Here is a 23,690-nt window from a genome sequence, read left to right on the forward strand (position 1 = left end):
TGTTGGAGCTTTCTTGTTTTAAATTTGTGTGTTTGCTTAATAAGCAACATCATATCTGTAACTGAAAGTTCCGTCAGTTACTTTTGTTGTAACAGGATTTGATACGCTGACAGGTTTTGACTGATCTTCGACGCAATTAAACCAGAACGTTCCTTTTACTGTTTTTGCATTGGTATCAACTGCTGTTATCACCAAACTGCCTTCAATCGGATATTGGATATTGGTGCCTTTGCTGTTGTACGACATTTCTATTTGAGTTTTAGAAGCGTCATATGTAGCAGCTGTAATAGCATATGTTCCAACTTTAAGGTCAGTTCTTTTAATGAAAATCCTAATTTCATCAATTAAAGTTTTTCTTCCTTGAAGTTGAATATAATGTGTTTCTGGGTAGTAATTAAATAATGGCTTGGTTGCATAGTCAGATGCAAATGGATTTTTCATTTCCCATAAGGTTCCGTCAATTTTTGCTGTCATTGCAAATTTTGACACAGGGTTTTCATCTGGTGTATCGCCGTTGTTGTCATCGCTTGAGCAACTGCTTAGAATTAAAGTTAAGAAAAGAAATAAAATTTTTGTTGTTTTCATTTATGGATTTGTTTTTGGTTATGAGTCAAATGTAAATGAATATTTGTTAATATATTTATTGCTTTTTCAGAAAATTATGATTAATTATTAGCGTAAAAAAAAACTCCAAATCGGAGCTTTTACATTTTTTAGGTTATTCGGTTTTGTTGAATGCCATATTATCCCTTGTATTTTTTTGCACCGAAATGGCACCAAATAATGCTAATAAAAAAGCAAAAGCATAAAATCCTTTTTCGCTTGGCAGAATCGTGGCATTCCAAAGTCCAACTACTAAAAGTACAATCGAAAGCAATGTTCCGAACCAGCAGATTCCGTAATAAATATCAGTTACGGGAAGTTTTTCAAGTTTGTCTCTAACACTTTTTTGTAATGAAACTACAGCGAAAAGACCAAACATTAAAACGGTAAAATAATATCCTTTTTCATTTAAAAGCATTTCTGCTCTGGCAAGTCCGACAATAAATCCGATTGTTCCTGCTCCAAGGGCGACCCAAGATGCCGCAATAAAGGCATTTGATGTTTTTTGTATCATATTAATTCTGGTTTAATTAGGTTTTGAGATTTGATTTTTTGGCGAATAGAGAATCTCATTTCGTAAATGTAATTATTTTTGATTAACAGCAACATAAAAACCAAGTTAAAATTAGTAGGTATAATCTTCTTTAAAATAAAAAAGAAAAGCCTCGTAATTGAGGCTTTCTTGAGTGTAAAAAGTAAGATGTTTTATTTTTTAAGCAACTGTTGCAAAGGCTTGAGTTGCTCCATGTCAATTTTTGATTTTTGCAGTACCGACATCAAAGTCATGATGTTGTTTGGGTTCATATTGTTTCCTAAAACGCGTACTACCGCAAATCCGTTTTCTTTTCTGTTGGCAAAAATGACAAATTCTTTTATGTTGTCATCACTACCGATATAACTTACAGAAGCTCCGTCTTTGCCCGAACCAAATTTCATCAATTCCTGGTATTTTGGATCTTTCAATATGGCTTTTACCTTTGCTCGTTCTGTTTCAAACTGTGTCTGATTATTTTGATCGGCTTTAAAGGCAAGAATGTTCATCTTATCAAAAGAATTCAGCGCTTCGTTTTGTTCTGCAGATAGTTTTGTTTTTTCAATATTTAAAATATCAGGAGAAATATCCAGCGCAATAAAATCCTTTTTCTCTGAATTTTCGACAAAATATTTTTGAAGAGAAGGTTCAGAATTACAGCTTACCAATGTCAGTAAGAAGCATAAGGCTGAGGTTAAAAGAGCGGCCTTCATATTATCTTTTGCCTTTAGAGGCTTTTTTAAGGTCAGAACCACCCGGTAATTGCATCTTGTCTGTGAGCACCGAAATTTCATTTAGGTCAAAATTACCTGTTAGAGACAATAAAACAGTATCATCATTTTTGGCACCTTCCACATACATCAGCAATTCTCTAATTTGAGTATCGCTTGCACCAGATTTTACCATTATTTTGACATTTTTACCACTGTCGTTAATGCGCATTAATTCTTCTAAACCTGCAGTTTTAATATATTTTTCTGCAGTAGCTTTCATATCAGCTTCAACTTTAGGATTCTTAGTAGTAAATACTTTTAAGTAATCTAACTTTTTAATAAGACTGATGTATTGCTGAGTTTGTTTGTCAGAAGCATCTACTTTTACTTTGCTCATTAAATCGAACATTTTTTTGTTTACAATTACAGAAGTCACTTCATCTTGACCGTCAAATTTGTCAAAAGCATTTTGTGCATAAAAGAATTGTGTGATGAAGACAAAAACTAAGGTGAATAAGAATGTCTTGTTCATGTTGCTTGTACTGTTTTTTCTGTTTTCTAAGACTATTGATTTCATTTTTTGATTGATTTTTTACTGTTTAAAGATTTTATTTTTTGATTTCTCGTATTCGTTAATGTACTGTACACTTTCAATACCTACATTAACATTGTTTGATAATAATGCCAAAGCTTTCTGAGTTGCCTTGAGCGCTTCTTCAGGATCATCGTAGGTTCCTAGTTCTGTTTGCGAAGCCACCGCAGTTTGTGTACTATCTTCGCTCACATAAAAAAAGGTTCCAATTCCTATCAAGAGAACAGCCGCAGCAGCAATTGACAGCCACGCTTTTTTTCGCTTAGTAGTGCGAGAATTTGTTAGCATAATGTCATTAGTATACTCTGGTTCTCTTGCTTGAGAGAAATAAGCAAACAAAGGTTTGTACTGCTCCAAATGCTGCGCAACATCTGGTGAAGAAAAATATTCTTTTAATTTTTTTTCTTCGGCAGTGCTTGTTTCTCCCTGAAAGTATTTTTCTAATAGATTTTCTATATTATTTAGTTCCATAAAGGTGTGTATTAATCATTGATTCTCTAATTTTTTTTCTGGCTCTCGAAAGTGCCACTCGTATCGCAGTTTCGTTCATGTTGACAATTTTCGCTATTTCATCAAATTCATATTGCTCAACATCCCGAAGCTGTATTAGTAGCTGCATTTGTTCTGGCAGCTGATTTATTATTTTTTCTACCCATTCTAAACTGTCGGCATCTTCCAGTTTTTTGTCTAGTCTTGGTTGATTGTCTGTATAATTATTATGAACGATTTTTAGATTCCCGGCCCGTTTTGATTTTAACTGATCTAGACAATAATTTTTGGTCATCGTCATGGCAAGCGCTTCAACACTGTTGTAATCTTGAAGGTTTTCTTTTTTGTTCCATAATTTTACCATTACTTCCTGTGTTGCATCTTCTGCTTCTTCGGTACTGGTGAGCAATCGTTTTGCCAGACGAAAAACTTTGTCTTTAAACGGATTTATTAATTCTATAAATACATTTTGGTTCATTAATACGATGGTTATTCGTTAGCTTATATAGTCAAGACGAGGCACTATTATTTTTGTTACAAGAAATATTTTTTTTCTGTAAAAAATTACTGTAAGGAGATTAAAGATAAAACTAAAGATAGTACTTTTACGTTTATATGATATTATAACCAATATATTATGAAAACACCTTTAAAGAGCTTTCTGTTTCTTTTTTTACTTGTCTTTTCTTTGCAGTCCTGTGAAGACGAAAATGATAAAGCCGCACCCGCAGCGATTCAAGTCAATGATTTTATCTGGAAGGGTTTAAATGAAGTTTATTTATGGCAACAAGATGTGCCTAATCTAGCCGATAACCGTTTTGCCTCTCAGAATGATTTAAATAACTTTTTGGAAGGTTATGCTAAACCCGAAGATTTGTTTGAAGATTTATTGTACAAGCCCGAAAGTAAATACCCAAACGGTGATGCGGTTGATCGTTTCAGCTGGATTGTTTCTGACTATACCGTTTTGGAGCAGGAGTTGGGTGGAATTTCAAAAAATAATGGTGTTGATTTTAGACTAGGCCGCATTAGCGCTAGCTCTGATGATCTTGTAGGTTATGTGCGTTACATTATTCCGAATTCTGATGCTGCTACAAAAGCGATAAAACGTGGAGATCTTTTTACCGGTGTAAACGGAACCAAACTTACGGTTTCCAATTATCAGCAGTTGTTAATGAATCAGGATAGTTATACTTTGAATATGGCAGACAGAAGCGGTGCTACATTTGTGCTAAACGGAAAATCGGTTTCGCTAACCAAAACGGTTCTTGAAGAAAATCCGATTTATATCAATAAAGTTATTCCTTCGGGAACTCATAAAATTGGTTATTTGATGTATAACGGATTTTATGCCGATTACGATGAAAGACTAAATCAGGCTTTTGGCGAATTGAAAGCGCAAGGAGTGACCGACTTGGTTTTAGATTTGCGTTACAACGGAGGAGGTTCTGTACGATCTTCTACGCGATTGGCGACGATGATTACAGGTCAGTTTTCGAATCAGATCTTTTCAAAAAGACAATATAATTCTAAACTGATGCAAGTCTTTAATCCAGAATCCTTAAACGAAAGATTTGTTTCTGATATTGACGGGAAAGCAGTAAATAGCTTAAATTTAGGAACTATATATATTATTACTACGGCAAGTACAGCTTCTGCAAGTGAATTGATCATAAACGGATTGAAACCCTATATTAATGTTGTACAGATTGGAGAAACAACTATTGGCAAAAATGTTGGGTCTTTTACAGTTTATGATTCTGATACTTATATTACTAAGGAAGGAATTAACAGAAATCATAAGTATGCAATGCAACCACTGGTTTTTAAAATCGCAAATGCTCAAAATTTTGGCGATTACCAGCAAGGCTTGAGTCCGACCTATGAACAGTACGAAAAAGTGGCAACCTATGGTGTTTTAGGAGATCCGACTGAACCATTGTTAAGTCTGGCAATTTCTAAAATTACAGGTTCTGCTGCCAAAAGAGTACCTGATGTTTCTGATGAACCAAACAGCCCTTACTTTACAGACTCAAAAATCTTAAATGGACTTCGTCACGGAATGTATCTTACTACAGCTCCAAAAGAGTTCTTAAACTTAAAATAATAAAAAAGGCTTTCAGAAAAACGAAAGCCTTTTTTTATCCAAAAATATAATCAAATTCTAAAGCAAAAAGTTAATCATTGAAATAGAAACCGTTTGATCCTGCTCCTGTTGTTAATTCTTTTTGTAAAACTCCAGATAAGTTGTAGATAAAGGCTTTACTGTCTGCTGTGAATTTAGCATCTGCAATGTAAATGTGGTTATCCTTAACAGCAAAACCATATACATAACTAGCGTCTGACGCGAATAATGCTGTAGTCGGAGCTGTTGTTGCGTTTGTACTAAATGAATAAACAGAATTTGAAGCAGTATAATACACCTTATCATCTTCGATATCCATGAAACCAGCTTGTCCTATACTAGCAGGAAGTGCAATACGAGAAATAGATTTGTCAGATATTTTAACTTTTACAATTTCGCCGGCACCTCCATAAGGTCTTCTCAAAATAAAGAGTACTCCGTCTTCTTCTTCAATAGAATCTCCGTCAAAACCAATTGTTACAGGAGTTTCTAGAGCTTTTGAAGCGATATTATAAATTAAAAGTTTATCATTGTATGCATCTGTAATATAAAGTTTTCCATTTTCCTCAATAACTCTGTTCGCAGTTGAGTTTAATGCTACTTTAGATTCTACAGTGTTGTTAGATAAGTTGATTACAGCAATATAATCATCTGTATCTCCAGTCGCTGGATTTTGATACGAATATTCGCCAGCATTGATTACATATGCTTTTCCATCTTTTACAACGCCATATCTCGGAGCCACAAGACCAGAATCGATTTTTGCAATTAACTTAAATGTGTAGCGATTTACAACATTAATTACATTAGATCCACCCGCAATAATATACGCTCTGTCTCCGCTAAAAAAGATATTTTGTAAATATCCTCCAACTGCATCGGTACCGTTTTCTTTTTCGTAAACATTCTTAGTAAAAGAATTCAAATCATTGCTTGAGAATGAAATAGTTCCAAGGCTTTGACTTCCTTCATTCAAAATAAAAAAACCATTGTCATAAGCTCCCTTTGAAGTATCGTCGTCATCGCTCGAACAAGAAACGAACAGTGAAATGCTTAAAGCTATTAAAAGTAATTTACTGAATTTCATATATTAAAATTTTAAGGTTATATACATATTAAAATTGCGGCCTGGCATTGGTCTGTTTTCTAAGCTTTCATAGTTTTTGTTAAAGACATTTAAAACCTGAAACCCTAGCTTCGAAGAATCTAAAAATTTAAAATCATAATCGATTCCAATGTCTGAAATCGTAAAGTCTTTTACAACATCATCCGAGTTATTATCTGCGGTGGTATACACAAAACCATTGTATAACACCTGATAATAAGCGTTTATTTTATTTCGCGAATAAGAAACAGCTCCCGTTGCTTTATGAAATGGAACAAAGAAAATCTGTTTTTTAGTCTGATCGTCCTCAGATATAGTATATGCGTAAGTAGCGTTTAGAGCAAAAGTATTCTTGCCATAGCTTTTTTTCCAGTTCACTATGGTTTCTGTTCCGTAACTGTTTACTTTATCCTGGTTTTGAGGAGACCAAAGACCGCTTGGTCCTGGAACCCACTGCAGCATATCATTTATTTTGATGTAATAAAAATTTTGCGTCCAGGTAATATTTCTGAATGTGAAGACATTTCCAATTTCTGCCTGATAAGAACTTTCGGGTTTTAAATCTGGATTTCCGCCTGTTTCCCAGTACAAATCATTATAAGTAGGAATTCTGAAGTTTCTGGAAATATTTACTTTTAAGTTGTATAAATCACTGAATTTATAAGAAGATCCGAAATTGAATAGAAGTGGGGATTTGTAATTGTCTGTAAATTCTTTTCTAATTCCAAATTCATTTTTCCAGTTTGAGCCGATGTCTTGTTTAACTAATAAAGACGCAGAACTTATTTCGCGTATATGACTTCCAAAACCGCTTCCGTAGCCATTTGTTCTGCTGTAATCTACAATTCCGTTAATTTGAGTAGATTTAAATAAAGCATAATCTAAATCTAATTTTGTAATCAGATTTTCGGTTTTTCCGTAGGTATAATTTTTAGAACTAATGTTTGAGAAATATTGATAGTTTTCAAAAATATAAGCCGTTTTAAAATTGGTTTTCAGTTTCCCAAAATTACCATCATATTCTAATAAATTTCGATTAAAACCATTAACGTACTTGCTTTTTGTATCTGTCTCTGTAATTAGAGAAGTATTTCTGTCTGTATTTGAGGTTTGACTGTAAAGCTTTAGAATATGATTATCGTTTATTTTATAACCCACATTAGCATTTAAGGTAATAATGTCGTACTGTCCATTTTGATTCCAGCGTTGTTCGCCTCTCCAAGTGTATCGATTTAAATATTTGTAATCGTTTGTGGAGCTGTTTTTAGAAAAGCCAATTTGTGCGCTCCATTTTTTGTTTGAAATAAAAGTTTTGTAATTAATCCCAATAGTATTAAAACTGCCGTAATCCAGTTTTAAATTATTCTCAAAACGATTAAAAAACAACATATCGTTATTTAAGTGAACGGTTCCTCCAATTGCGCCGCTTCCATAAATTACACTTCCACCGCCAGCTTTTACGCTGATAGAATTATAATCAGAACCAGAAATAGTATTGAAATCGGTGCTTCCGTTCATTTGTGAATTAATATTAATTCCATTCCAAATTACAGCAGTTTGTGAAGAAGTTGTTCCTCTAAACGAAACTGTAGAAAGCATGCCACGACCGTATTCCTTAAAATATAAAGTAGAATTGAAGTTTAATAAATCGGTTAGTAAAGCTTCATTTTTAGTAATAACAGAATCATTAAGCTTTAAAACAGATTGTGTAGAAGAATATTTTTTTAGGTTTTTGTCTGAAACATAGACTTCTTTCAGATTGTTAATAGAATCGTTCTGCGCCGAAATAAATTGGCACAACAGTAACAACGATAAAGCAAGACGTATTCTAAAAACCATAATTTCTACACTCTTTTTCCCGAGAGCTCGATATTTTTGTTACAAAGGCAGGTCTCCTGGCTTGCGTCTTGTTGTTTACCTTCCCATTCACATCGAGCGAACAGTGGTTTTGTAGTTACAACAAGCATTCGTTTAAGAACTAAGCTTACAGTTGCGGGTACAGCTCAAGATTTTACTTGATTCCCTTTTAATGTGTTTGCTAAAACACAACCTTAATTTGCTGCAAATATAAAATTAAAAATACGGATTAATCAAATTTGTTTCACTTTTAAAGTATAATAATGAAACAAAATCGATATTTATAATTCAATTCTTATAACTTGTCCAAAATCAACCTTATTCTGAAATGCTTCTGTTAAGGCTAATGCAGTTTGATGACATAAAATACTTCTAATAATTCCGGCATGAGCGACAATAATAATTGGATGTTTTGTTTTTGAAATTTTTTCAGATAAAAAATCACCAACTCTTTCGTGTAATTCCGTGAAAGATTCACCATTTGTAGTTTTGATATTTACAAAATCTTCCATCCACGGATTGAGTTCTTCAGGCGGAATTTCGTTCCAGTTCTTGAGTTCCCAGTCACCAAAATTCATTTCCATTAAACGTTTGTCTTCCTGATAAGAGATAGCATTTATGTTTTCCTGAATATGTTTTGCCAAAATCACACAGCGTTGTAACGGACTTGATAAAATGACAGCTTCTGAAGGCAATTCGGAGATAATTTTAGAAAAAATTTTGTCAAAAGGTTTCGCAATATCGACATCAGATTGTCCGTAGCAGATTCCCTTTTCGCAGATCGTTTCAGTATGTCGTACTAGATAAATTTCCATAAAAATAAAATGCTTAGGTAAAAGATAACTTCACAAACCTGTTGTGTTGCACCAAGACAATCTCCAGTATAACCTTCAATCCATTTTTGGAAATATCGGGCTAAAAAATATCGGGTAATAAAAACAGGAATTATGGCTAAAATTAATCTGAAATCAAAATAGGAGAATACAAGTAAAGGAACTAATCCAAAAAAGAAAGATCCTAAAACTTCTTTCCATGTGAATTGTTTTGCAATAGGTTTGCTTTTGCTCGAAGCATCTTCACGAGAATATGCATGGGTAAAAACAATGCTGATCGCTGCTAAACGACTTAAAGAGTGCGCAGAAATAAACAAGAGCCAAATTTTGAATGTTGCCATCGAATCATAAACTTGAAATAGCAAAATAGATTCTGAAAGCAGTTTGAATTTTAGTAGAAAAAGTAAAACCAATCCAATTGCGCCATACGCACCGATTGCACTGTCTTTCATAATCATGAGGATTTTTTCTTTTGTCCAGCCACCGCCAAAACCATCGCAGACATCTGCAAAACCGTCTTCATGAAATGCACCAGTTGTTAAAACTGAAATGACAATCGAAAAAATAACAGCCGTTTCTGTAGAAAGAAATAAGGCAAATAAAGAATAAGTGATAAAAGAAATACTCCCCACAATCCATCCGATAAAAGGGAAATATCTTGTCGCTTTATTTAAATAATCCGGATCATGTGAAATGTTTTTTGGGCATGGAATTCGGGTGTAAAACATTAAACAGGTAAAGAAGATGTGGAGTTCTTTTTTCATTTAGTTTTTAGTTGTTTGGCTAAGGCCTTCTATCTTCCAAATTTTTAACCTCCAGATAAATCTGGAGGCAACTCAAAGAAGAAAATTTTAAAAAAAAATATAAATAATTTCACAATTTGAGTTGCCAACATCTTTAGATGTTGGTTATTTATTGACAAAGACAAGGGCTTTAGCCAAACTTTTTTTTAAGAATGTTTAAAGCCAAACTTAATCATAAACTCATCATATTCCTCTTGAAATGTTTTCATTTTATGATGTTCTTCCTGATTTTTGATATAATCTCGAACTTTATTTACAATTGATTGTGAAACAGAAGCAGCAAAATATTCATCCTGCCATTCAAATTTATCTTTTGTTAATTGATTTTTATTGATCCAATAAGAAGATTCTCCTTTTAATAGTTGTATTGTTTTTTGAATAGTCTGATCGTTTCCTAGTGAAATTAGACAATGACAATGATCGGAATATCCACTTATAAAATCTAGATAAATATCTTTTTTTGAGGCATTTTCTTTTATATGATTCCAAACTTTTTCACGTAGATCAACTGAATTTAAAAACGGAAACCTGTTTTTGGTACTCCAAACGCAATGAACATAAACTTTAGTAAATGGCATAGATAAAATAGTTTTAAAATTATTTTAAGTTTGATTCAAATTTAAAAACTATTAGTAATAAACGGAGAGTTATTTCCTACTTATTCCCGCGCTCTCAAAACTAGCCATATCATTCAAAAAAGCTTCAGCCGAATTTAAAATTGGAAAAGCGACTGCACAGCCAGTTCCTTCTCCTAAGCGTAAATCAAGATTTAGAATAGGTTTTACCTCAAGATATTCAAGCAGTTTTATATGTGCTTTTTCAGCAGAGCAATGACAGAAAACAGCATTGTTTTTAATATTCGGATTAATTTTAGAAGCAATTAAAAAAGCAACCGTACAGATAAAGCCATCTACTAAAATCAGCATTTTATTATCGAAAGCAGAAAGGATTCCGCCAGCCATCTGAAGAATTTCAAAACCGCCGAAATACGAAAGCTGTGATAGTAAATTGGCTTGACCGGAATAATTATCAATAGCTTTTTTGAGGATATTTTGTTTCTGAATTAGTTTTTCATCTGATAATCCTGTTCCTTTTCCAACACATTCTTCAATGGAATAACCAGTCAAAAGACTCATTAATACAGATGCCGTAGAAGTATTGCCAATTCCCATTTCGCCAAAACCAATACAGTTTGAACCAGATTTCGCAATGGTTTCAACAATCGATTTTCCTTTTTCAAAACACAATTGTACTTCAGTTTCGCTCAAAGCCGGAACATGAAGAAAAGACTGAGTTCCTTTCGCAATTTTAGCATCAATTAATTTTGTATTTGTTGGGAAATCATAATTTACGCCAGCATCAACAATCGATAATTTGATATCGTTTTGTTTGCAGAAAACATTTATTGCAGCACCGCCATCCAGAAAATTACTGACCATTTGCCGTGTCACATCTTGCGGATAATCGCTTACATCGTGATTGGCAATTCCGTGATCGGCTGCAAAAACTACAATGTTGGGATTTATGATTTTTGGATTTAAAGTTTCCAAAACAGTTGCAATCTGAAAAGCTAAGGTTTCTAAAGTTCCCAGTGAACCGACAGGTTTTGTTTTAGAATCTATTTTTTCCTGTAAAAGTTTTTGGAAATCAACTTTGTTTTCGTTTTCAGTTTTTACGTTTAGCTCAAAATCAGCAATGTTTATTGTATGAATTTCCGAAATCTCTTTGCAGATTGGAGCTTCTGATTTTTGTTTCCAATGCAATTGCTGCAACATGGGCTGATTATTATAATTAGTAGCAGGTTTTCCGATACAGAAATAACCCAGCGGTTCTATATTTTCAGGTAAATCGAGGATTTTTTTAAATTGATAATAATTTAGAATCGAAACCCAGCCCATGCCGTAACCTTGTTCTGTCAGCGAAAGCCAGATATTCTGAGCCGCACAAACCGAACTGAATTTTACTGCTTCGTTACTGCCAATAGTTCCAATCGTAAATTGATTCAAAACCGAACGGTCGTAAGCGATGATAAGTCCAATTGGCGCTTCTTCAATAGCTTCGAGTTTAAGTGAGTTATACAATTCTTTTTGTTCCTCGTTATCGGTCAGTTCAGCCGCTTTTTTGTTGTAATCTAAAAACAGCTTTTTAATGGAGGTTTTAACTTCATTAGATTTGATGAGGAAATATCTAGTCGCATCAGTAAGTCCAACAGAAGGTGCCCAATGTCCAGCCTGTAAAGCTTTCTGAATTACTTCATCAGGAACTTCATCAGTTGTGAAATGTCGGGTGTCACGGCGTGATTTTAATATATCGTCTAGATTGCTCATAAATTTCAAATTTTCAATGTCAATGGCAAAAATCAATATCAATTACAATATCAAAAATCAATGTCAATTACAATATCAATTACAATATCAATTACAATATCAATTACAATATCAATTACAATATCAATTACAAAAATTAATATCAATGTCAATTACAATTTTCACCTTATGTAAAGATACTCCACGATATTGGAATTTGAAATTTAAAAGTTTAGAATTTGCCTTTTGATATTGTAATTGATTTTTGCCATTGATTTTTGCCATTGTAATTGCCATTGCCATTGCCATTGAATTTTGTTAACCTTTAATCTTGACCGGAATCCCGGAAACCATCAAAACAACTTCATCTGCGTTGGATGCCAAAAACTGATTCATCCAGCCTTGCAGTTCTACAAATTTTCTTCCGATATGAGTTTCTGCATGAACTCCCATTCCGATTTCATTGGTTACAATAATGATATTAGTGTTTTCCTGATTGGCAATGGCAAGGAATTCTTTTTTGGCTTCTTCCAAACTTAACTGAACATCATTTTGAGTATCCACAAAAAAGTTGGTAAGCCAAAGTGTAACGCAGTCAATTAAAGCCGTTTTATTGGAGAAATCAATTTTACTTAAAAACTTTTCTTCTTCAATATTCGTCCAGCGTTCATCGCGTTCTTGTTGATGTCTGTCAATTCGGTTTTGAAAATCAGAATCCCATTTTCTGGCTGTTGCGACATATATTGGATTGTCAGAAAGTGTTAAGGCTAAGTTTTGTGCATAACTGCTTTTTCCTGAGCGCTCACCGCCGGTAATTAAATAAATCATTTTTTTGGGAAGTTATAAGTTAAAAGTTGTGAGTTAAGAGTTAGGGGTTAGGGGTTAGGGGTTAGGATGTGTTGTCATAGCGCAAAGTAACAAAGAGCTTTTCAACTCATAACATATAACTCTTAACCTAAATTACGATTAATAAGGGCAATGTCGGCAATTATTCCCACAGCATTTTCCTCTTTTTAAATGGTACCAGGTTTTAAAAACCATATTTCCATTTTCGATATAATAATCAATGCCTTCAATTAAAGTGTTTGTTTTGGGTAAAGAAGTCGCTTTGTTTTTAGAAGCGTTTGACGGATTTATGGTCTCTACATAGGCATCAATTTTGTCTTCACAAGCTTCTTTAAAACAGGTCGGACAAAGACAATCTCCACCTTCAGAAAGAGAAAAAATGGGCGGGTAGTCGTTGCACCAGCATTTTTTTTCTACAGATATATCTCCACAGCTGAACTCAGAATCACAGCTTGTGCAAATTTTCATTTTTGTGGTATTCATGTTGTAAAGATACAATTGTTTAAATTTGTAAGAATAAAGGTAAACAAAAAAAATAGAAAATACTTTACCTTTGTTACCATCCAAAACATAAAATATGAGACATTTATTGCCAAAAATGATTTTTATAGCTTCTTTTTTTATCCTGACAGGATGTAAGAAGAATGAAAAAGCAGAAGCTCTAAAAACTGAAAATGTAAAAAACAGCATTGAATATGCGAGCGGACTTTCAATCGTAAAATATGATGATTATTCAGTTGTAACTGTCTCAAATCCATGGCCAAATGCGAATAAAGATTTCAAATATATTTTAAAAGAAAAAGACGGAAAAGTACCGGATAGTCTTAAAAATTACACTACAATTCAGGTTCCGTTAGAGTCTGTTGTAGTTACTTCGACAACTAATATTCCGTTTTTAGAAATGTTGGAAGTAGAAAACAAATTGGTTGGTTTTCCGCATACGGATTACATTTCTTCAGAAAAAACCAGAGCTTTAATTGATAAAGGTTCTGTGAAAAACGTTGGACAAAATGAAAAACTAAACATTGAGCAGTTAATTGAATTATCTCCAGATTTGATTGTGACTTTTGGAGTCGATAATAATAATCCGATGTTGGATAATCTGAAAAAAAGCGGGTTAAATGTTTTAATCCAAGGCGATTGGATGGAACAATCTCCACTTGGAAAAGCGGAATGGATTAAACTTTACGGTGCTTTATTTGGTAAAGAAGAACAAGCCAAAGAGCTTTTTGATAAAATTGTTCAAAGTTATAATCAGGCGAGAAAAATGGTGGCAGACAAACCTGCAACTTCAAAAGTTTTATACGGTTCTATGTACGAAGATGTTTGGTATGTGGCTAAAGGAAACAGCTGGGTTGCCGAGTTTATGAAAGATGCAAAATCCAATTATTTGTGGTCTGACTTAAAAGGAAGTGGAAGCGAAGGTTTATCTTTTGAAAAAGTTTTGGATAAAGCCAAAGATGCAAATATCTGGATTGCTTCTGGTTCATTTAAAAGTTTAGAAGAATTGCAAAAAGCAAATCCGCATTATGGAGAATTTGATGCTTTTAAAAACAAAAGTGTTTACAGTTTTGAAGGTAAATTGGGCGCAACCGGTGGTACAGTTTATTACGAATTAGCTCCAAGCCGTCCTGATTTAGTTTTAAAGGATTATATTAAAATTTTCCACCCTGATTTATTATCGGGTTACGAATTTACTTTCGCATCAAAACTGAACTAAATTGGCGAATAAAAAACGAAATACTATTTTATTTGTCATTTTGGCGCTGGGACTTTTACTGATGTTTTTTGCAAGCATTAGTTTAGGTTCTGTTATGATTCCTGTAAAAGATGTTTTTACTAGTTTAACAGGTGGACATGCGACAAAATCAACCTGGGAATATATCATTATAAATTATCGTCTGCCCAAAGCCATTACGGCAGTTTTAGTTGGAACTGGGCTTTCAATCAGTGGACTTTTGATGCAGACTTTATTCCGTAATCCGCTTGCTGAACCTTATGTTTTAGGGTTAAGTTCGGGAGCCAGTCTCGGTGTTGCTTTTGTTATTTTGGGAGCAGGATTTCTGCCTTCTTTTTTAAGTGTAATTGTATTGTCTTCTTATGCAATCGTTTTGGCATCTACTATAGGAAGCACATTGGTTCTTTTCTTGGTTTTGATTGTTTCGGAAAAACTACGAAACACAATGGCAATCTTGATTGTGGGATTGATGTTTGGAAGTTTTAGCACGGCAATCGTAAGTATTCTATCTTATTTTAGCACAGCAGAACAACTTCAGAAATTTACTTTTTGGACAATGGGAAACCTTGGAAATCTCTCTTGGACAACTATCGGAATTCTAACTTTCTGCGTTGGAATCGGGTTGCTTTTAAGTGCCAAAAGTATCAAACCATTAAACGCATTGCTTCTTGGAGAAAATTATGCCAAAAGCATGGGATTGAATTTTAAACAGGCAAGATTGATAATCATATTTGCAACAAGTATATTGTCCGGAGCAATTACAGCATTTGCAGGTCCGATTGCTTTTATTGGATTAGCAGTTCCGCATATCGCCAAACTGACTTTTCAAACCAGTAATCACACCGTATTATTTTGGAGTACTTTATTTTTTGGTTCGATTATAATGTTGTTTTGCGATATTGTTTCGCAAATGCCAGGATTTGAAGTCACACTTCCAATTAATGCAATTACGTCTATAATTGGTGCTCCAGTTGTTATTTGGCTTGTAGTAAGGAAAAGGAATTTTCAGTAAAAGATTACAAAAAAATAATATCTTAGTTTTTTAAATACATAGAGACATAGATTTCTATTTTTTCTGAAAGTTGATTTGGAAAATTTACTAGTAAATTAAAACATAGACTTTGCGAAAATGGAACATGTTCTTTTAAAAATTAAGAGAATGATTACTCAGAAATATTTAGATGAATTGACTTTCAGTGTTATAGGGGCTTGTATTCAAGTGCATAAAACGATTGGAAGAGGATTGTTGGAAAGTGTTTATCATGAATGTTTAAAAGAAGAATTGAGTTATCGTAAAATAAATTTTTTCACAGAAATGAATGTGCCTTTGATTTATAGAGATAAAGAATTAAATGCTAATTTAAAATGCGATTTATTTATTGAAATTGTTTAGTTGTAGAATTAAAAGCAACATTAGAATTAAATCCTATTTGTGAAGCACAGTTAATGACTTATATGAAACTCTTAAAAAGCGCCAAAAGGTATTTTGATTAATTTTAATTGTTTTAATATTTTCAAAGAAGGTCAAAAAACTTTCGTAAATGAATATTACAAATTACTCCCAAAGCTCTAAATTCAAAGCTATGTGTTAATTTACTAGTAAATTTTCAAATCAACTCTCAGAAAAAGGAAAAACCTATGTTTCTATGTGTTTAAAAAATAACCACAATGATTAGAATTATCTTAAATACATCAAACTTAAATATCGGATATAAATCCAAGAAAGGTGTTACGACCATTGGTAAAGATCTGAACTTAAATCTGGATTCAGGAAAACTGATTACTTTGATAGGAGCAAACGGAATTGGAAAATCGACTTTACTTCGCACTATAACCGGAATCCAAAAGCCTTTATCAGGCAATGTTTATTTAAATGAAAAGGAGATTTCGCGTTATAAACCTTTAGAATTAGCGCAGAATCTAAGTTTGGTTTTGACAGAAAAACTTCCTCCAAGCAATTTGTCTGTTTTTGAATTAGTTGCTTTAGGCCGTCAGCCTTACACGAATTGGGTGGATAGTTTGTCGAAAGAGGATATTGACAAGGTTCAGCAAGCGATGAGTCTCACTCAGATTGAGCATCTGGCTTCAAAAAAACATTTTCAAATTAGTGACGGACAATTACAGAAAGTTTTAATTGCAAGAGCTTTGGCGCAAGATACGCCACTGATTATTTTAGACGAACCTACCACACATTTGGATTTACTGCATAAAGTTTCATTATTCAAATTATTGAAGAAACTTACACACGAAACCCAGAAATGTATTTTGTTTTCAACCCACGATATTGATTTGGCCATTCAGTTAAGTGACGAAATGATTATTATGACACCGGAAAATATTGTACAAGATCTGCCGTGTAATTTAATTTCAAATGGCAGTTTTGATAATTTGTTCAAAGACGAACATATTGTTTTTGATGCAGAAAAGGGGAAGTTTATCGTGAGTTAGTTTTCAGCCTTTCCTGCAAGGTTTCCAAAACCTTGTAGGTTTAAAATTTAGATTTAGGCTAGAAATAATATACCTACAAGGTTTGGAAAACCTTGCAGGAGCGTATTAACTATTTCTTCAAGCCAATTTGTCTTTTAGCCTCACCAACCACAAAAGCCACAGAATTTGCGATATTAAAAGAACGAATCAATGGTGACATCGGAATTGTCAAATGATTTTCGAATTTGGCCATAAATGCCGCGCTCAATCCAACGCTTTCTTTTCCGAAAACCAACCAGTCGCCATCCTGAAATTCATTTTCCAAATACGATTTTTCAGAGTGTGAACTCATTAAAAATACACGGGAATGATCTGGAATCTGTGCAATCCATTCTTCTGCATTTTGATATTCGGTCACATCAAGGTGAACCCAATAATCCAATCCGGAACGTTTTAAGTTTTTATCATTAATCACAAATCCGAAAGGATGAATTAAATGCAGTCGGCTTTCTGTACCAACGCACAATCTTCCTATGTTTCCCGTATTGTTAGGTATTTCCGGTTCTACAAGAACTACGTTTAGCATTTTCTTTTTTTGAGTTATGAGTTAAGGGTTAAAAGTTATGAGTTCGCAAAAATTATCTAATTATCTAATTATCTAATTCAAAATTGGAAACCTCAAGTACTTCTCCCGCTTTTAAGTTTTGCAAATATACATTTCCTATTCGTACACGAACCAAACGTAAGGTTGGAAAATCGACTGCTGCGGTCATTTTTCTGACCTGACGAAATTTTCCTTCTCTTACTGTAATCGATGCCCATGAAGTTGGACCATGACGCTCATCTCGGATTTTTTTGGCTCTTAAGCCAAAATCTGGAATTTCATTTACTATAAAAGCTTTGCAGGGTTTGGTTTTATATTTTCCTCCGTCAAGACCAATTTCTACGCCTTTTTGCAATTGTTCTATTGCTTCGGGTGTAATTAATCCGTCAACCTGAACGTAATATTCTTTGTCGACTTTTTTGCTTCGCACCAGTTCGCTCATATTTCCATCAGTTGTCAGGAGAAGAAGACCTTCGGAATCTTCGTCTAATCTTCCAATGGCCATTGTCCCTTCCGGAAAATCGTGTAATTCGCCCAAAAGCTTTTTCTTTCTTTTTAATTCATAAATAAATTGGCTCAAATAGCCGTAAGGTTTAAAAAGAATGAAGTGTCGGTGCATTTTTAATTTTTTGCAAAGATAGTTCTTTCATAAAATAAAAAGCGAACATTTAGTATGGTAAGTCTGAATGGGATTTCATTTTTTTTAGCCACTGATACACAAACCAAATCACGGTAATAATAAAAACGCCAATTAAAAAGCATAATAATTTTCGAAAAAATCATGAAAATAACTTCCGATAAAAATATAAGCAGAAGCCATACAAAGTTTGATGAGAATGAATTCGGCATTAGACCAGCTGGTTTTGATTTTGAAGAAATTCATGAGGCTAGAAATTTGGTTAAACATTGAAATTGTATAAATAGAAACATGAAATTATGAAAAATTTTCTTTCAAAAAGTCAAAGCAATGTTAAACCATTTAGATGTAAGCTCTATAATTCGTAATATTATTATAGAAACTAAAAAAAATAAAGCCATGGAAACGAATAATTTAGGCACAAAGAAAATCAACGGAACGCAGAAAGACATAGACGAATCAAAAGGTAAAAACATTTCGCACGACGGAAAAGCCGATGATGCAAATTTAAAACGAGAGTTTGTTACAGATGCAGACGGCAACAAAAAAATAGTCGAAAGAGCTCGTAATGAAAATGAGGACATCAAAAATAAGCCATCGGGTATATCGGCAGACAATCCGAATGCAAACCGTGGTGTTGCTACAGACGACGAAGCAGAAAAAACGATAGAGAACAAAGACCGAAATTCGGATATCACACCAAATCGTTATCCGAACTCTCATCCTGATAATCGCAAAGATCGTGGTAATATGAAATTGGACGAGGAGGATTAAACCATAATACAAAATTTTCTGGGAATAAAAATCATTTTAATATCAAATAACATTTGATTAGCAGTTAACGTTAATGTTATCGTAAAGCCAGTAATTTAAAGGGTTCAACTGTTGATATCTTCGTAAATTAGTAGAACAAATTTTAAAATACAAAGAAAATGGCACTTTTAGAAAATAAGGTCGCTTTTGTATCTGGAGGAGGTTCGGGAATCGGACGCGCAGTTGCAGAAGCCTATGCTCGAGAAGGAGCAAAAGTAGTAGTTTCAGACATCAATGTTGAACACGGAGAAGAAACCGTAAATATCATAAAGGAAAAAGGCGGAGAAGCATTTTTCGTAAAAGGCGATTCGTCGAGTGCCAGCGACAATAAACATATGGTCGAAGTTACGGTCTCCAAATACGGCCGACTAGATATTGCTTGCAATAATGCCGGAATGGGCGGTCCTGCAAAACCCACAGGAGAATACGAGCCCGAGGCATGGGACAAAGTTATCGCGCTGAATTTAAGCGGCGTTTTTTATGCCTGCCGCTACCAATTAGAACAGATGGAAAAAAATGGCGGCGGAAGCATTGTTAATATTGCTTCGATTCATGGACAAGTGGCAGCGCCAAACAGCGTGGCTTATACTGCCAGTAAACATGGAGTGGTAGGTCTAACGAAAAATATTGCGGTTGAATATGCGCAAAAAAATATTCGCTGTAATGCCGTTGGTCCTGGTTATATAGAAACGGCGCTTTTAAAAGATAATCTGAATAAGGATATGATGGATGCCGTAGCGGCAAAATCTGCGATGAATCGTCTGGGAACTGCAGAAGAAGTTGCAGAGCTGGTTGTTTTCTTAAATTCAGATAAATCGTCTTTTACAACCGGAAGCTATATTATTGCAGATGGAGGTTATTCAGCGGTATAATTAAATTTCGATATAAAATGAATAGAAGAAGCAGTAAAGTAAAGTTTGCTGCTTTTTTGTTTGCAACAGCGAAATATTAGATTTTAAAAACAGTTGTTTTTGTAAGAAACCATCCGATTTTGTTGGTGTTTAGAAGATGTTTTAGTTTTGAATAATAATTTAAGAAATAAGTTTTGGTTTGATTTTTATTTAATAAAAATACCTGTTTTCGGGTATATGTTGAATTTAATTGATAAAAATGTACATATTAAGTTTATAGTTTTATAATATTAGCTTAACTTTAAACAACATAAATTTGATTTCTAAAACTCTATTCTAAGACGTATGAAAAAACTTTACATTTCACGCCATTTATTGGCTATTTTATGTTTTGTATGTTTGCTCTCGGGAAATCTTTTTTCTCAGACAAATCCTCCAGCTCAGATTTTGCCTTACACGCAAAACTTTGAAGGACTTGCAACAACTCCGACAACTTATCCAACAGGATTTCAGGGATGGCAGATTACGGGTGCCGCAACTACTACTTCTTATGCAACAATTGCTCCTATTGCCGATAGATCCTTAGTTGCAAACAGTCATGCGGGAACCAGCAGCGGTAATGTACATAATTATAACGGGAAAATAGGATTTCTAGATACCGGATCTTTAGATTTAGCAATTGGATTTGCATTTAATAGCTTAAATCAGACCAGTATTCAGGTACAGTATGATGCGATGGTGATTCGTAATCCGTATGATGGAACTCCGTCTAACAATCGTATTATGGAAATGGCGCTTCAGTATCGTATAGGTACTACAGGCGCATTTACTACGATTGAAGCTTCTGCCTATCTGAGCGGAACGGTTTTGCAAACGGGCTCTGGAGTTACAACACCGCAAAATCCACAAACAATTAAGGTAAAGCTTCCATCAGAATGCGATAATCAAAGTGTTGTCCAAATCAGATGGATTGCGAGAATGTTTTCTGGCACTACGGGTTCTCGTCCTTCTTTTGCAATCGATAATATAGAGATAGGAAAAGATGCTGATGCTCCGATTTCTGAAACAGGATATCCAAAAGCAGAAAATATATCGGCTAATAATTTTGATTTTTCAGACAAGTTAAATGAAATCGGAAAAACATATTACGTATTATTAGCTGGCGGAAGCACGGCTCCAACAGCTGCACAAGTAAAAGCGGGTCTTGATGCAAACGGAACAGCAGCTTTACAGTCAGGATTTTTAGATGTTACAGATAAAAATCAGGTGTACACTAAAAACTTTGCAGGCTTAACGTTAAATACGCAATATTCTGTGTTTTCTGTCTCTGAAGATGCTTCGGGCAACATTCAGACGACTGTAACTAAGACTGATGTCACAACAACTGCTGTTGCAGTACCTGTAATTACAGTTAGCGTGACTTCATTGGATTTAGGGCTGACGGAAATCAATTTTAATTCGCAATCATTAAATTATCAAATTCAGGCAACAGATTTAACTCAGAGTTTGACCGTAAGTGCCACTTCAAACTTCTCTATTTCAAAAGACAATGTAACATTCGGCTCAGAGCTTACTTTTTCGGTTTCAGATTTTGCCGCAAATGCTTCTCAGACAGTTTATGTTCGTTTCACTCCAAATTTAGCTAGGAATTTTACAGGACAGCTTACGCATAAATCTGTGGGAGCAGTTAGCAAAATGCTCTCATTGACAGGAAAAGGATTTGATCCGTATGTAGAAGGATTTAACGATGTAAATGTGTTGTCGAACGGTCTTTGGACCCAGCATAATATTGCGGGTACCGTAAATAAATGGACTCACACTACTGTTGCACGAAATGTTAATTCTGGAAGTGGAGCTGTATTGGTAAACGGATACTCTGACAATGGTCCGAGCAAAGATTGGCTGATTTCGCCAAAATTGCATTTGGATACTTTTACCCACTTTGCATTGCTGTCGTTTTACTCACGTAAATTTTATGCAGGACCAAGTTTAAAACTAATGGTCTCCACGGATTACGACGGAGTAAGCAGTCCAGAAACAGCTACGTGGGCAGAAATTGATGGTAAGTTTCCAACAACTACAGGAACTTATGTACAGTCAAAGTATATTGATTTGACTGGCTTTAAATCTCCCAATACGTATGTTGCCTGGGTTTACGAAACTACAGCTGGTGGAAACAATTTTGCCGCAGAATGGTCATTAGACGATGTTGCAATTACAAATGAAACGGGTTACGTAAATGCGGATCCGATTTTAGATTTTGGAGATGTAAGCATCAATTCAATTTCTGCAAGTCAGTCTTTTGTATTAAAGGCCGAAGGTTATGGTGATATTATCTTGACAGTTCCAGCAGATTACCAAATTTCTTTAGATAATTTGTCATTTCAGTCAAGTGTTTTGGTTGATGCATCGGCAGCAGCCAATAATCAGACGGTATATGTAAGATTTACTCCATCTGTAAAAGCGTTGAAAATAAGCGGGTCTCTAACGGTTAGCGGAACTGCATTAAATAGACAAATCGGATCTTTTACTGGTTCTTCAATCCCAAAAGCCGATACTTATGATGTCGTGACTTATAATTTAGAATTTTTCGGTACAGATGTAAAAGGTACTGACGGTGTGGAATTTGGCCCAACTGACGATGCGCTGCAAATTGAAAATGTTGCCAAAGTCATGAACAAATTAGATGCTGATGTTTATGTGGTTCAGGAAGTTTCAGATGATCCTTCAATTGATATCTTGATTCAGAAATTGAACATCAACGGAAAAACGTTCGATAAGAAAATTTCAACTTCATGGTCTTATTCTTTTCAGGATCCAGATCCAAACTTCCCGCCTCAAAAATTGGTAGTACTCTACAATACGCAGACAACTTCTGTAAAAAAGACTCGTGTAATGTTTAAAGATCTTTATGATGAGGTACGTGCGGGAACTACAGTTTTACAAAATTATCCAAATAACAGCGGCAACAGTTTCTTCTCTTCAGGACGTCTTCCGTATATGGTAACTGTAGAAGCTAATGTGGGAGGTATTAAAAAAGAAATCAATTTGATAAACATTCACGCACGTGCCAACAGCGGATCGGATTTGTCGAGATACAACATGCGTAAATACGATACTCAGGTTTTAAAAGACAGTTTGGATGCAAATTATCCTGATGCTAATTTTATCATTCTAGGAGATTTTAATGATGATGTGAAAGCTTCTGTAATTGCTGGTCAGCCTTCTTCGTACGAAAGCATAGTTACAGATACCAACCGCTACAACCCGCTGACTCTAGAAATCAGTAGGGCAGGCGCGTACAGTTTTTTAAGTTCTGGAGGGTTTTTAGATCATATCGTAATTTCTAACGAGTTGACCGATGATTATATCCAAAATTCAATTGCTGTTTACGATCCACGAAATGACATTCCTAATTATACTACAACTACTTCAGATCACGGGCCAGTAATTGCGCGTTTTGAGCTGAAAGAAGATGTATTGTCTACACCAGATTTTGGGAAAAACAATTATTTTGTAAAAGCGTATCCTAATCCGGCTTCAGATATAGTAAGTTTTGATGTTAAAACCACTGAAGGCAGAGATTTAAAAATCAAACTATACGATACAAACGGACGCTTGGTTGGAAGCCCAATTGGTATTAAAAGTGAAGCAGACATTAAAACAGCTTCGCTTTCAGTCAATAGTTTAAGTGCAGGAATTTATTTTTATGTTGTTACAGAAAACAACAAAGTGATTTTTAAAGATAAGATTATCAAAAACTAATTTGATAATTAACGAAAAAAAGGGCAGTCCGTTATAGACTGCCCTTTCTTT

At 34.3% G+C, this 23,690-nt stretch carries 25 protein-coding genes, 1 pseudogene and 1 riboswitch; of the genes and pseudogenes, 9 read left to right on the forward strand and 17 right to left on the reverse strand.

Annotated features, from left to right (window positions below; all coding sequences use genetic code 11):
* Positions 1–36: 36 nt before the first annotated feature.
* The 6 genes from E0W73_RS12945 to E0W73_RS12970 form a co-directional block, all read right to left on the reverse strand.
* Positions 37–585: a DUF6252 family protein gene (locus E0W73_RS12945; protein ID WP_135222495.1), complete on the reverse strand. Its 549-nt coding sequence runs from the start codon at positions 583–585 to the stop codon at positions 37–39.
* 133 nt (positions 586–718) lie between these two features.
* Positions 719–1,117, reverse strand: coding sequence for an inner membrane protein YiaA (gene yiaA, locus E0W73_RS12950; RefSeq protein ID WP_135222496.1), 399 nt, complete (start codon positions 1,115–1,117; stop codon positions 719–721).
* Between the two features lie 191 nt (positions 1,118–1,308).
* Complete coding sequence (locus E0W73_RS12955; protein ID WP_135222497.1) at positions 1,309–1,848, reverse strand: DUF4252 domain-containing protein; 540 nt, start codon at positions 1,846–1,848, stop codon at positions 1,309–1,311.
* A 1-nt stretch (position 1,849) separates the two neighbouring features.
* Positions 1,850–2,425 carry a DUF4252 domain-containing protein gene (locus tag E0W73_RS12960; protein WP_394345994.1) on the reverse strand — a complete coding sequence of 192 codons (576 nt, stop codon included), beginning with the start codon at positions 2,423–2,425 and terminating at the stop codon, positions 1,850–1,852.
* Between the two features lie 15 nt (positions 2,426–2,440).
* On the reverse strand, positions 2,441–2,911 hold the full coding sequence (locus E0W73_RS12965; RefSeq protein ID WP_135222498.1) for a hypothetical protein: 471 nt from the start codon (positions 2,909–2,911) through the stop codon (positions 2,441–2,443).
* The gene (locus E0W73_RS12970; protein WP_135222499.1) at positions 2,898–3,407 is read right to left on the reverse strand and encodes an RNA polymerase sigma factor; all 510 of its coding nucleotides are present in this window, start codon (positions 3,405–3,407) and stop codon (positions 2,898–2,900) included. The genes E0W73_RS12965 and E0W73_RS12970 overlap by 14 nt, the downstream gene beginning before the upstream one ends.
* Positions 3,408–3,566: 159 nt before the next feature.
* Between E0W73_RS12970 and E0W73_RS12975 the strand changes: the two genes are divergently transcribed.
* Positions 3,567–5,036 (forward strand): S41 family peptidase, encoded by a 1,470-nt coding sequence (locus tag E0W73_RS12975; protein WP_135222500.1) that lies wholly within the window; start codon positions 3,567–3,569, stop codon positions 5,034–5,036.
* Between the two features lie 70 nt (positions 5,037–5,106).
* On the opposite strand, the gene E0W73_RS12980 is transcribed toward E0W73_RS12975, so the two are convergent.
* The 8 genes from E0W73_RS12980 to E0W73_RS13015 form a co-directional block, all read right to left on the reverse strand.
* A complete protein-coding gene (locus tag E0W73_RS12980) occupies positions 5,107–6,141 on the reverse strand; it encodes a DUF5074 domain-containing protein (protein WP_135222501.1) in 1,035 nt (344 codons plus the stop codon).
* 3 nt (positions 6,142–6,144) lie between these two features.
* Positions 6,145–7,998 (reverse strand): TonB-dependent receptor plug domain-containing protein, encoded by a 1,854-nt coding sequence (locus tag E0W73_RS12985; protein ID WP_135222502.1) that lies wholly within the window; start codon positions 7,996–7,998, stop codon positions 6,145–6,147.
* A 29-nt stretch (positions 7,999–8,027) separates the two neighbouring features.
* Positions 8,028–8,228: riboswitch (cobalamin riboswitch) on the reverse strand.
* A gap of 69 nt (positions 8,229–8,297) precedes the next feature.
* A complete protein-coding gene (cobC, locus tag E0W73_RS12990; protein ID WP_135222503.1) occupies positions 8,298–8,831 on the reverse strand; it encodes an alpha-ribazole phosphatase in 534 nt (177 codons plus the stop codon).
* Positions 8,816–9,613, reverse strand: coding sequence for an adenosylcobinamide-GDP ribazoletransferase (locus tag E0W73_RS12995; RefSeq protein ID WP_135222504.1), 798 nt, complete (start codon positions 9,611–9,613; stop codon positions 8,816–8,818). The genes cobC and E0W73_RS12995 overlap by 16 nt, the downstream gene beginning before the upstream one ends.
* A 185-nt stretch (positions 9,614–9,798) precedes the next feature.
* Entirely contained in the window at positions 9,799–10,230 is a 432-nt protein-coding gene (gene tnpA, locus E0W73_RS13000) for an IS200/IS605 family transposase (protein WP_135222505.1), read from the reverse strand.
* A 69-nt stretch (positions 10,231–10,299) separates the two neighbouring features.
* A complete protein-coding gene (gene cobT, locus E0W73_RS13005; RefSeq protein WP_135222506.1) occupies positions 10,300–11,979 on the reverse strand; it encodes a nicotinate-nucleotide--dimethylbenzimidazole phosphoribosyltransferase in 1,680 nt (559 codons plus the stop codon).
* Between the two features lie 297 nt (positions 11,980–12,276).
* Positions 12,277–12,786, reverse strand: coding sequence for a bifunctional adenosylcobinamide kinase/adenosylcobinamide-phosphate guanylyltransferase (cobU, locus tag E0W73_RS13010; RefSeq protein WP_135222507.1), 510 nt, complete (start codon positions 12,784–12,786; stop codon positions 12,277–12,279).
* A 138-nt stretch (positions 12,787–12,924) separates the two neighbouring features.
* The gene (locus tag E0W73_RS13015) at positions 12,925–13,272 is read right to left on the reverse strand and encodes a DUF5522 domain-containing protein (RefSeq protein WP_317129329.1); all 348 of its coding nucleotides are present in this window, start codon (positions 13,270–13,272) and stop codon (positions 12,925–12,927) included.
* A gap of 109 nt (positions 13,273–13,381) precedes the next feature.
* Here E0W73_RS13015 and E0W73_RS13020 point away from each other — a divergent pair, with 109 nt between their 5' ends.
* From E0W73_RS13020 to E0W73_RS13035, 5 genes and pseudogenes are all read left to right on the forward strand, one after another.
* Positions 13,382–14,524, forward strand: coding sequence for an ABC transporter substrate-binding protein (locus E0W73_RS13020; protein ID WP_135222509.1), 1,143 nt, complete (start codon positions 13,382–13,384; stop codon positions 14,522–14,524).
* Between the two features lies 1 nt (position 14,525).
* Positions 14,526–15,554, forward strand: coding sequence for a FecCD family ABC transporter permease (locus E0W73_RS13025; RefSeq protein WP_394345995.1), 1,029 nt, complete (start codon positions 14,526–14,528; stop codon positions 15,552–15,554).
* A gap of 147 nt (positions 15,555–15,701) precedes the next feature.
* Positions 15,702–15,935, forward strand: a complete 234-nt coding sequence (locus tag E0W73_RS13030) for a GxxExxY protein (RefSeq protein ID WP_262710901.1) — start codon at positions 15,702–15,704, stop codon at positions 15,933–15,935.
* A gap of 32 nt (positions 15,936–15,967) precedes the next feature.
* A pseudogene (locus E0W73_RS21730) lies at positions 15,968–16,036 on the forward strand (hypothetical protein); the annotation flags it as partial.
* Positions 16,037–16,210: 174 nt separating this feature from the next.
* The gene (locus E0W73_RS13035; RefSeq protein WP_135222510.1) at positions 16,211–16,990 is read left to right on the forward strand and encodes an ABC transporter ATP-binding protein; all 780 of its coding nucleotides are present in this window, start codon (positions 16,211–16,213) and stop codon (positions 16,988–16,990) included.
* Between the two features lie 109 nt (positions 16,991–17,099).
* On the opposite strand, the gene E0W73_RS13040 is transcribed toward E0W73_RS13035, so the two are convergent.
* The 3 genes from E0W73_RS13040 to E0W73_RS21680 all read right to left on the reverse strand — a co-directional run bounded on the left by E0W73_RS13040 (position 17,100) and on the right by E0W73_RS21680 (position 18,456).
* Positions 17,100–17,555: a tRNA (cytidine(34)-2'-O)-methyltransferase gene (locus E0W73_RS13040; protein WP_135222511.1), complete on the reverse strand. Its 456-nt coding sequence runs from the start codon at positions 17,553–17,555 to the stop codon at positions 17,100–17,102.
* 64 nt (positions 17,556–17,619) lie between these two features.
* Positions 17,620–18,192 carry a pseudouridine synthase gene (locus E0W73_RS13045; protein WP_135222512.1) on the reverse strand — a complete coding sequence of 191 codons (573 nt, stop codon included), beginning with the start codon at positions 18,190–18,192 and terminating at the stop codon, positions 17,620–17,622.
* Between the two features lie 132 nt (positions 18,193–18,324).
* A complete protein-coding gene (locus tag E0W73_RS21680) occupies positions 18,325–18,456 on the reverse strand; it encodes a hypothetical protein (RefSeq protein WP_262710903.1) in 132 nt (43 codons plus the stop codon).
* A gap of 153 nt (positions 18,457–18,609) precedes the next feature.
* Between E0W73_RS21680 and E0W73_RS13055 the strand changes: the two genes are divergently transcribed.
* From E0W73_RS13055 to E0W73_RS13065, 3 genes are all read left to right on the forward strand, one after another.
* Positions 18,610–18,984 (forward strand): hypothetical protein, encoded by a 375-nt coding sequence (locus tag E0W73_RS13055; protein ID WP_135222513.1) that lies wholly within the window; start codon positions 18,610–18,612, stop codon positions 18,982–18,984.
* 158 nt (positions 18,985–19,142) lie between these two features.
* Positions 19,143–19,895 carry an SDR family NAD(P)-dependent oxidoreductase gene (locus E0W73_RS13060; protein ID WP_135222514.1) on the forward strand — a complete coding sequence of 251 codons (753 nt, stop codon included), beginning with the start codon at positions 19,143–19,145 and terminating at the stop codon, positions 19,893–19,895.
* A gap of 324 nt (positions 19,896–20,219) precedes the next feature.
* Positions 20,220–23,639 (forward strand): T9SS-dependent choice-of-anchor J family protein, encoded by a 3,420-nt coding sequence (locus tag E0W73_RS13065; protein ID WP_135222515.1) that lies wholly within the window; start codon positions 20,220–20,222, stop codon positions 23,637–23,639.
* The last annotated feature ends 51 nt before the right edge of the window (positions 23,640–23,690 follow it).

Origin of the sequence: Flavobacterium foetidum, assembly GCF_004634245.1 — a bacterium.
GTDB classification, from domain to species: domain Bacteria; phylum Bacteroidota; class Bacteroidia; order Flavobacteriales; family Flavobacteriaceae; genus Flavobacterium; species Flavobacterium foetidum.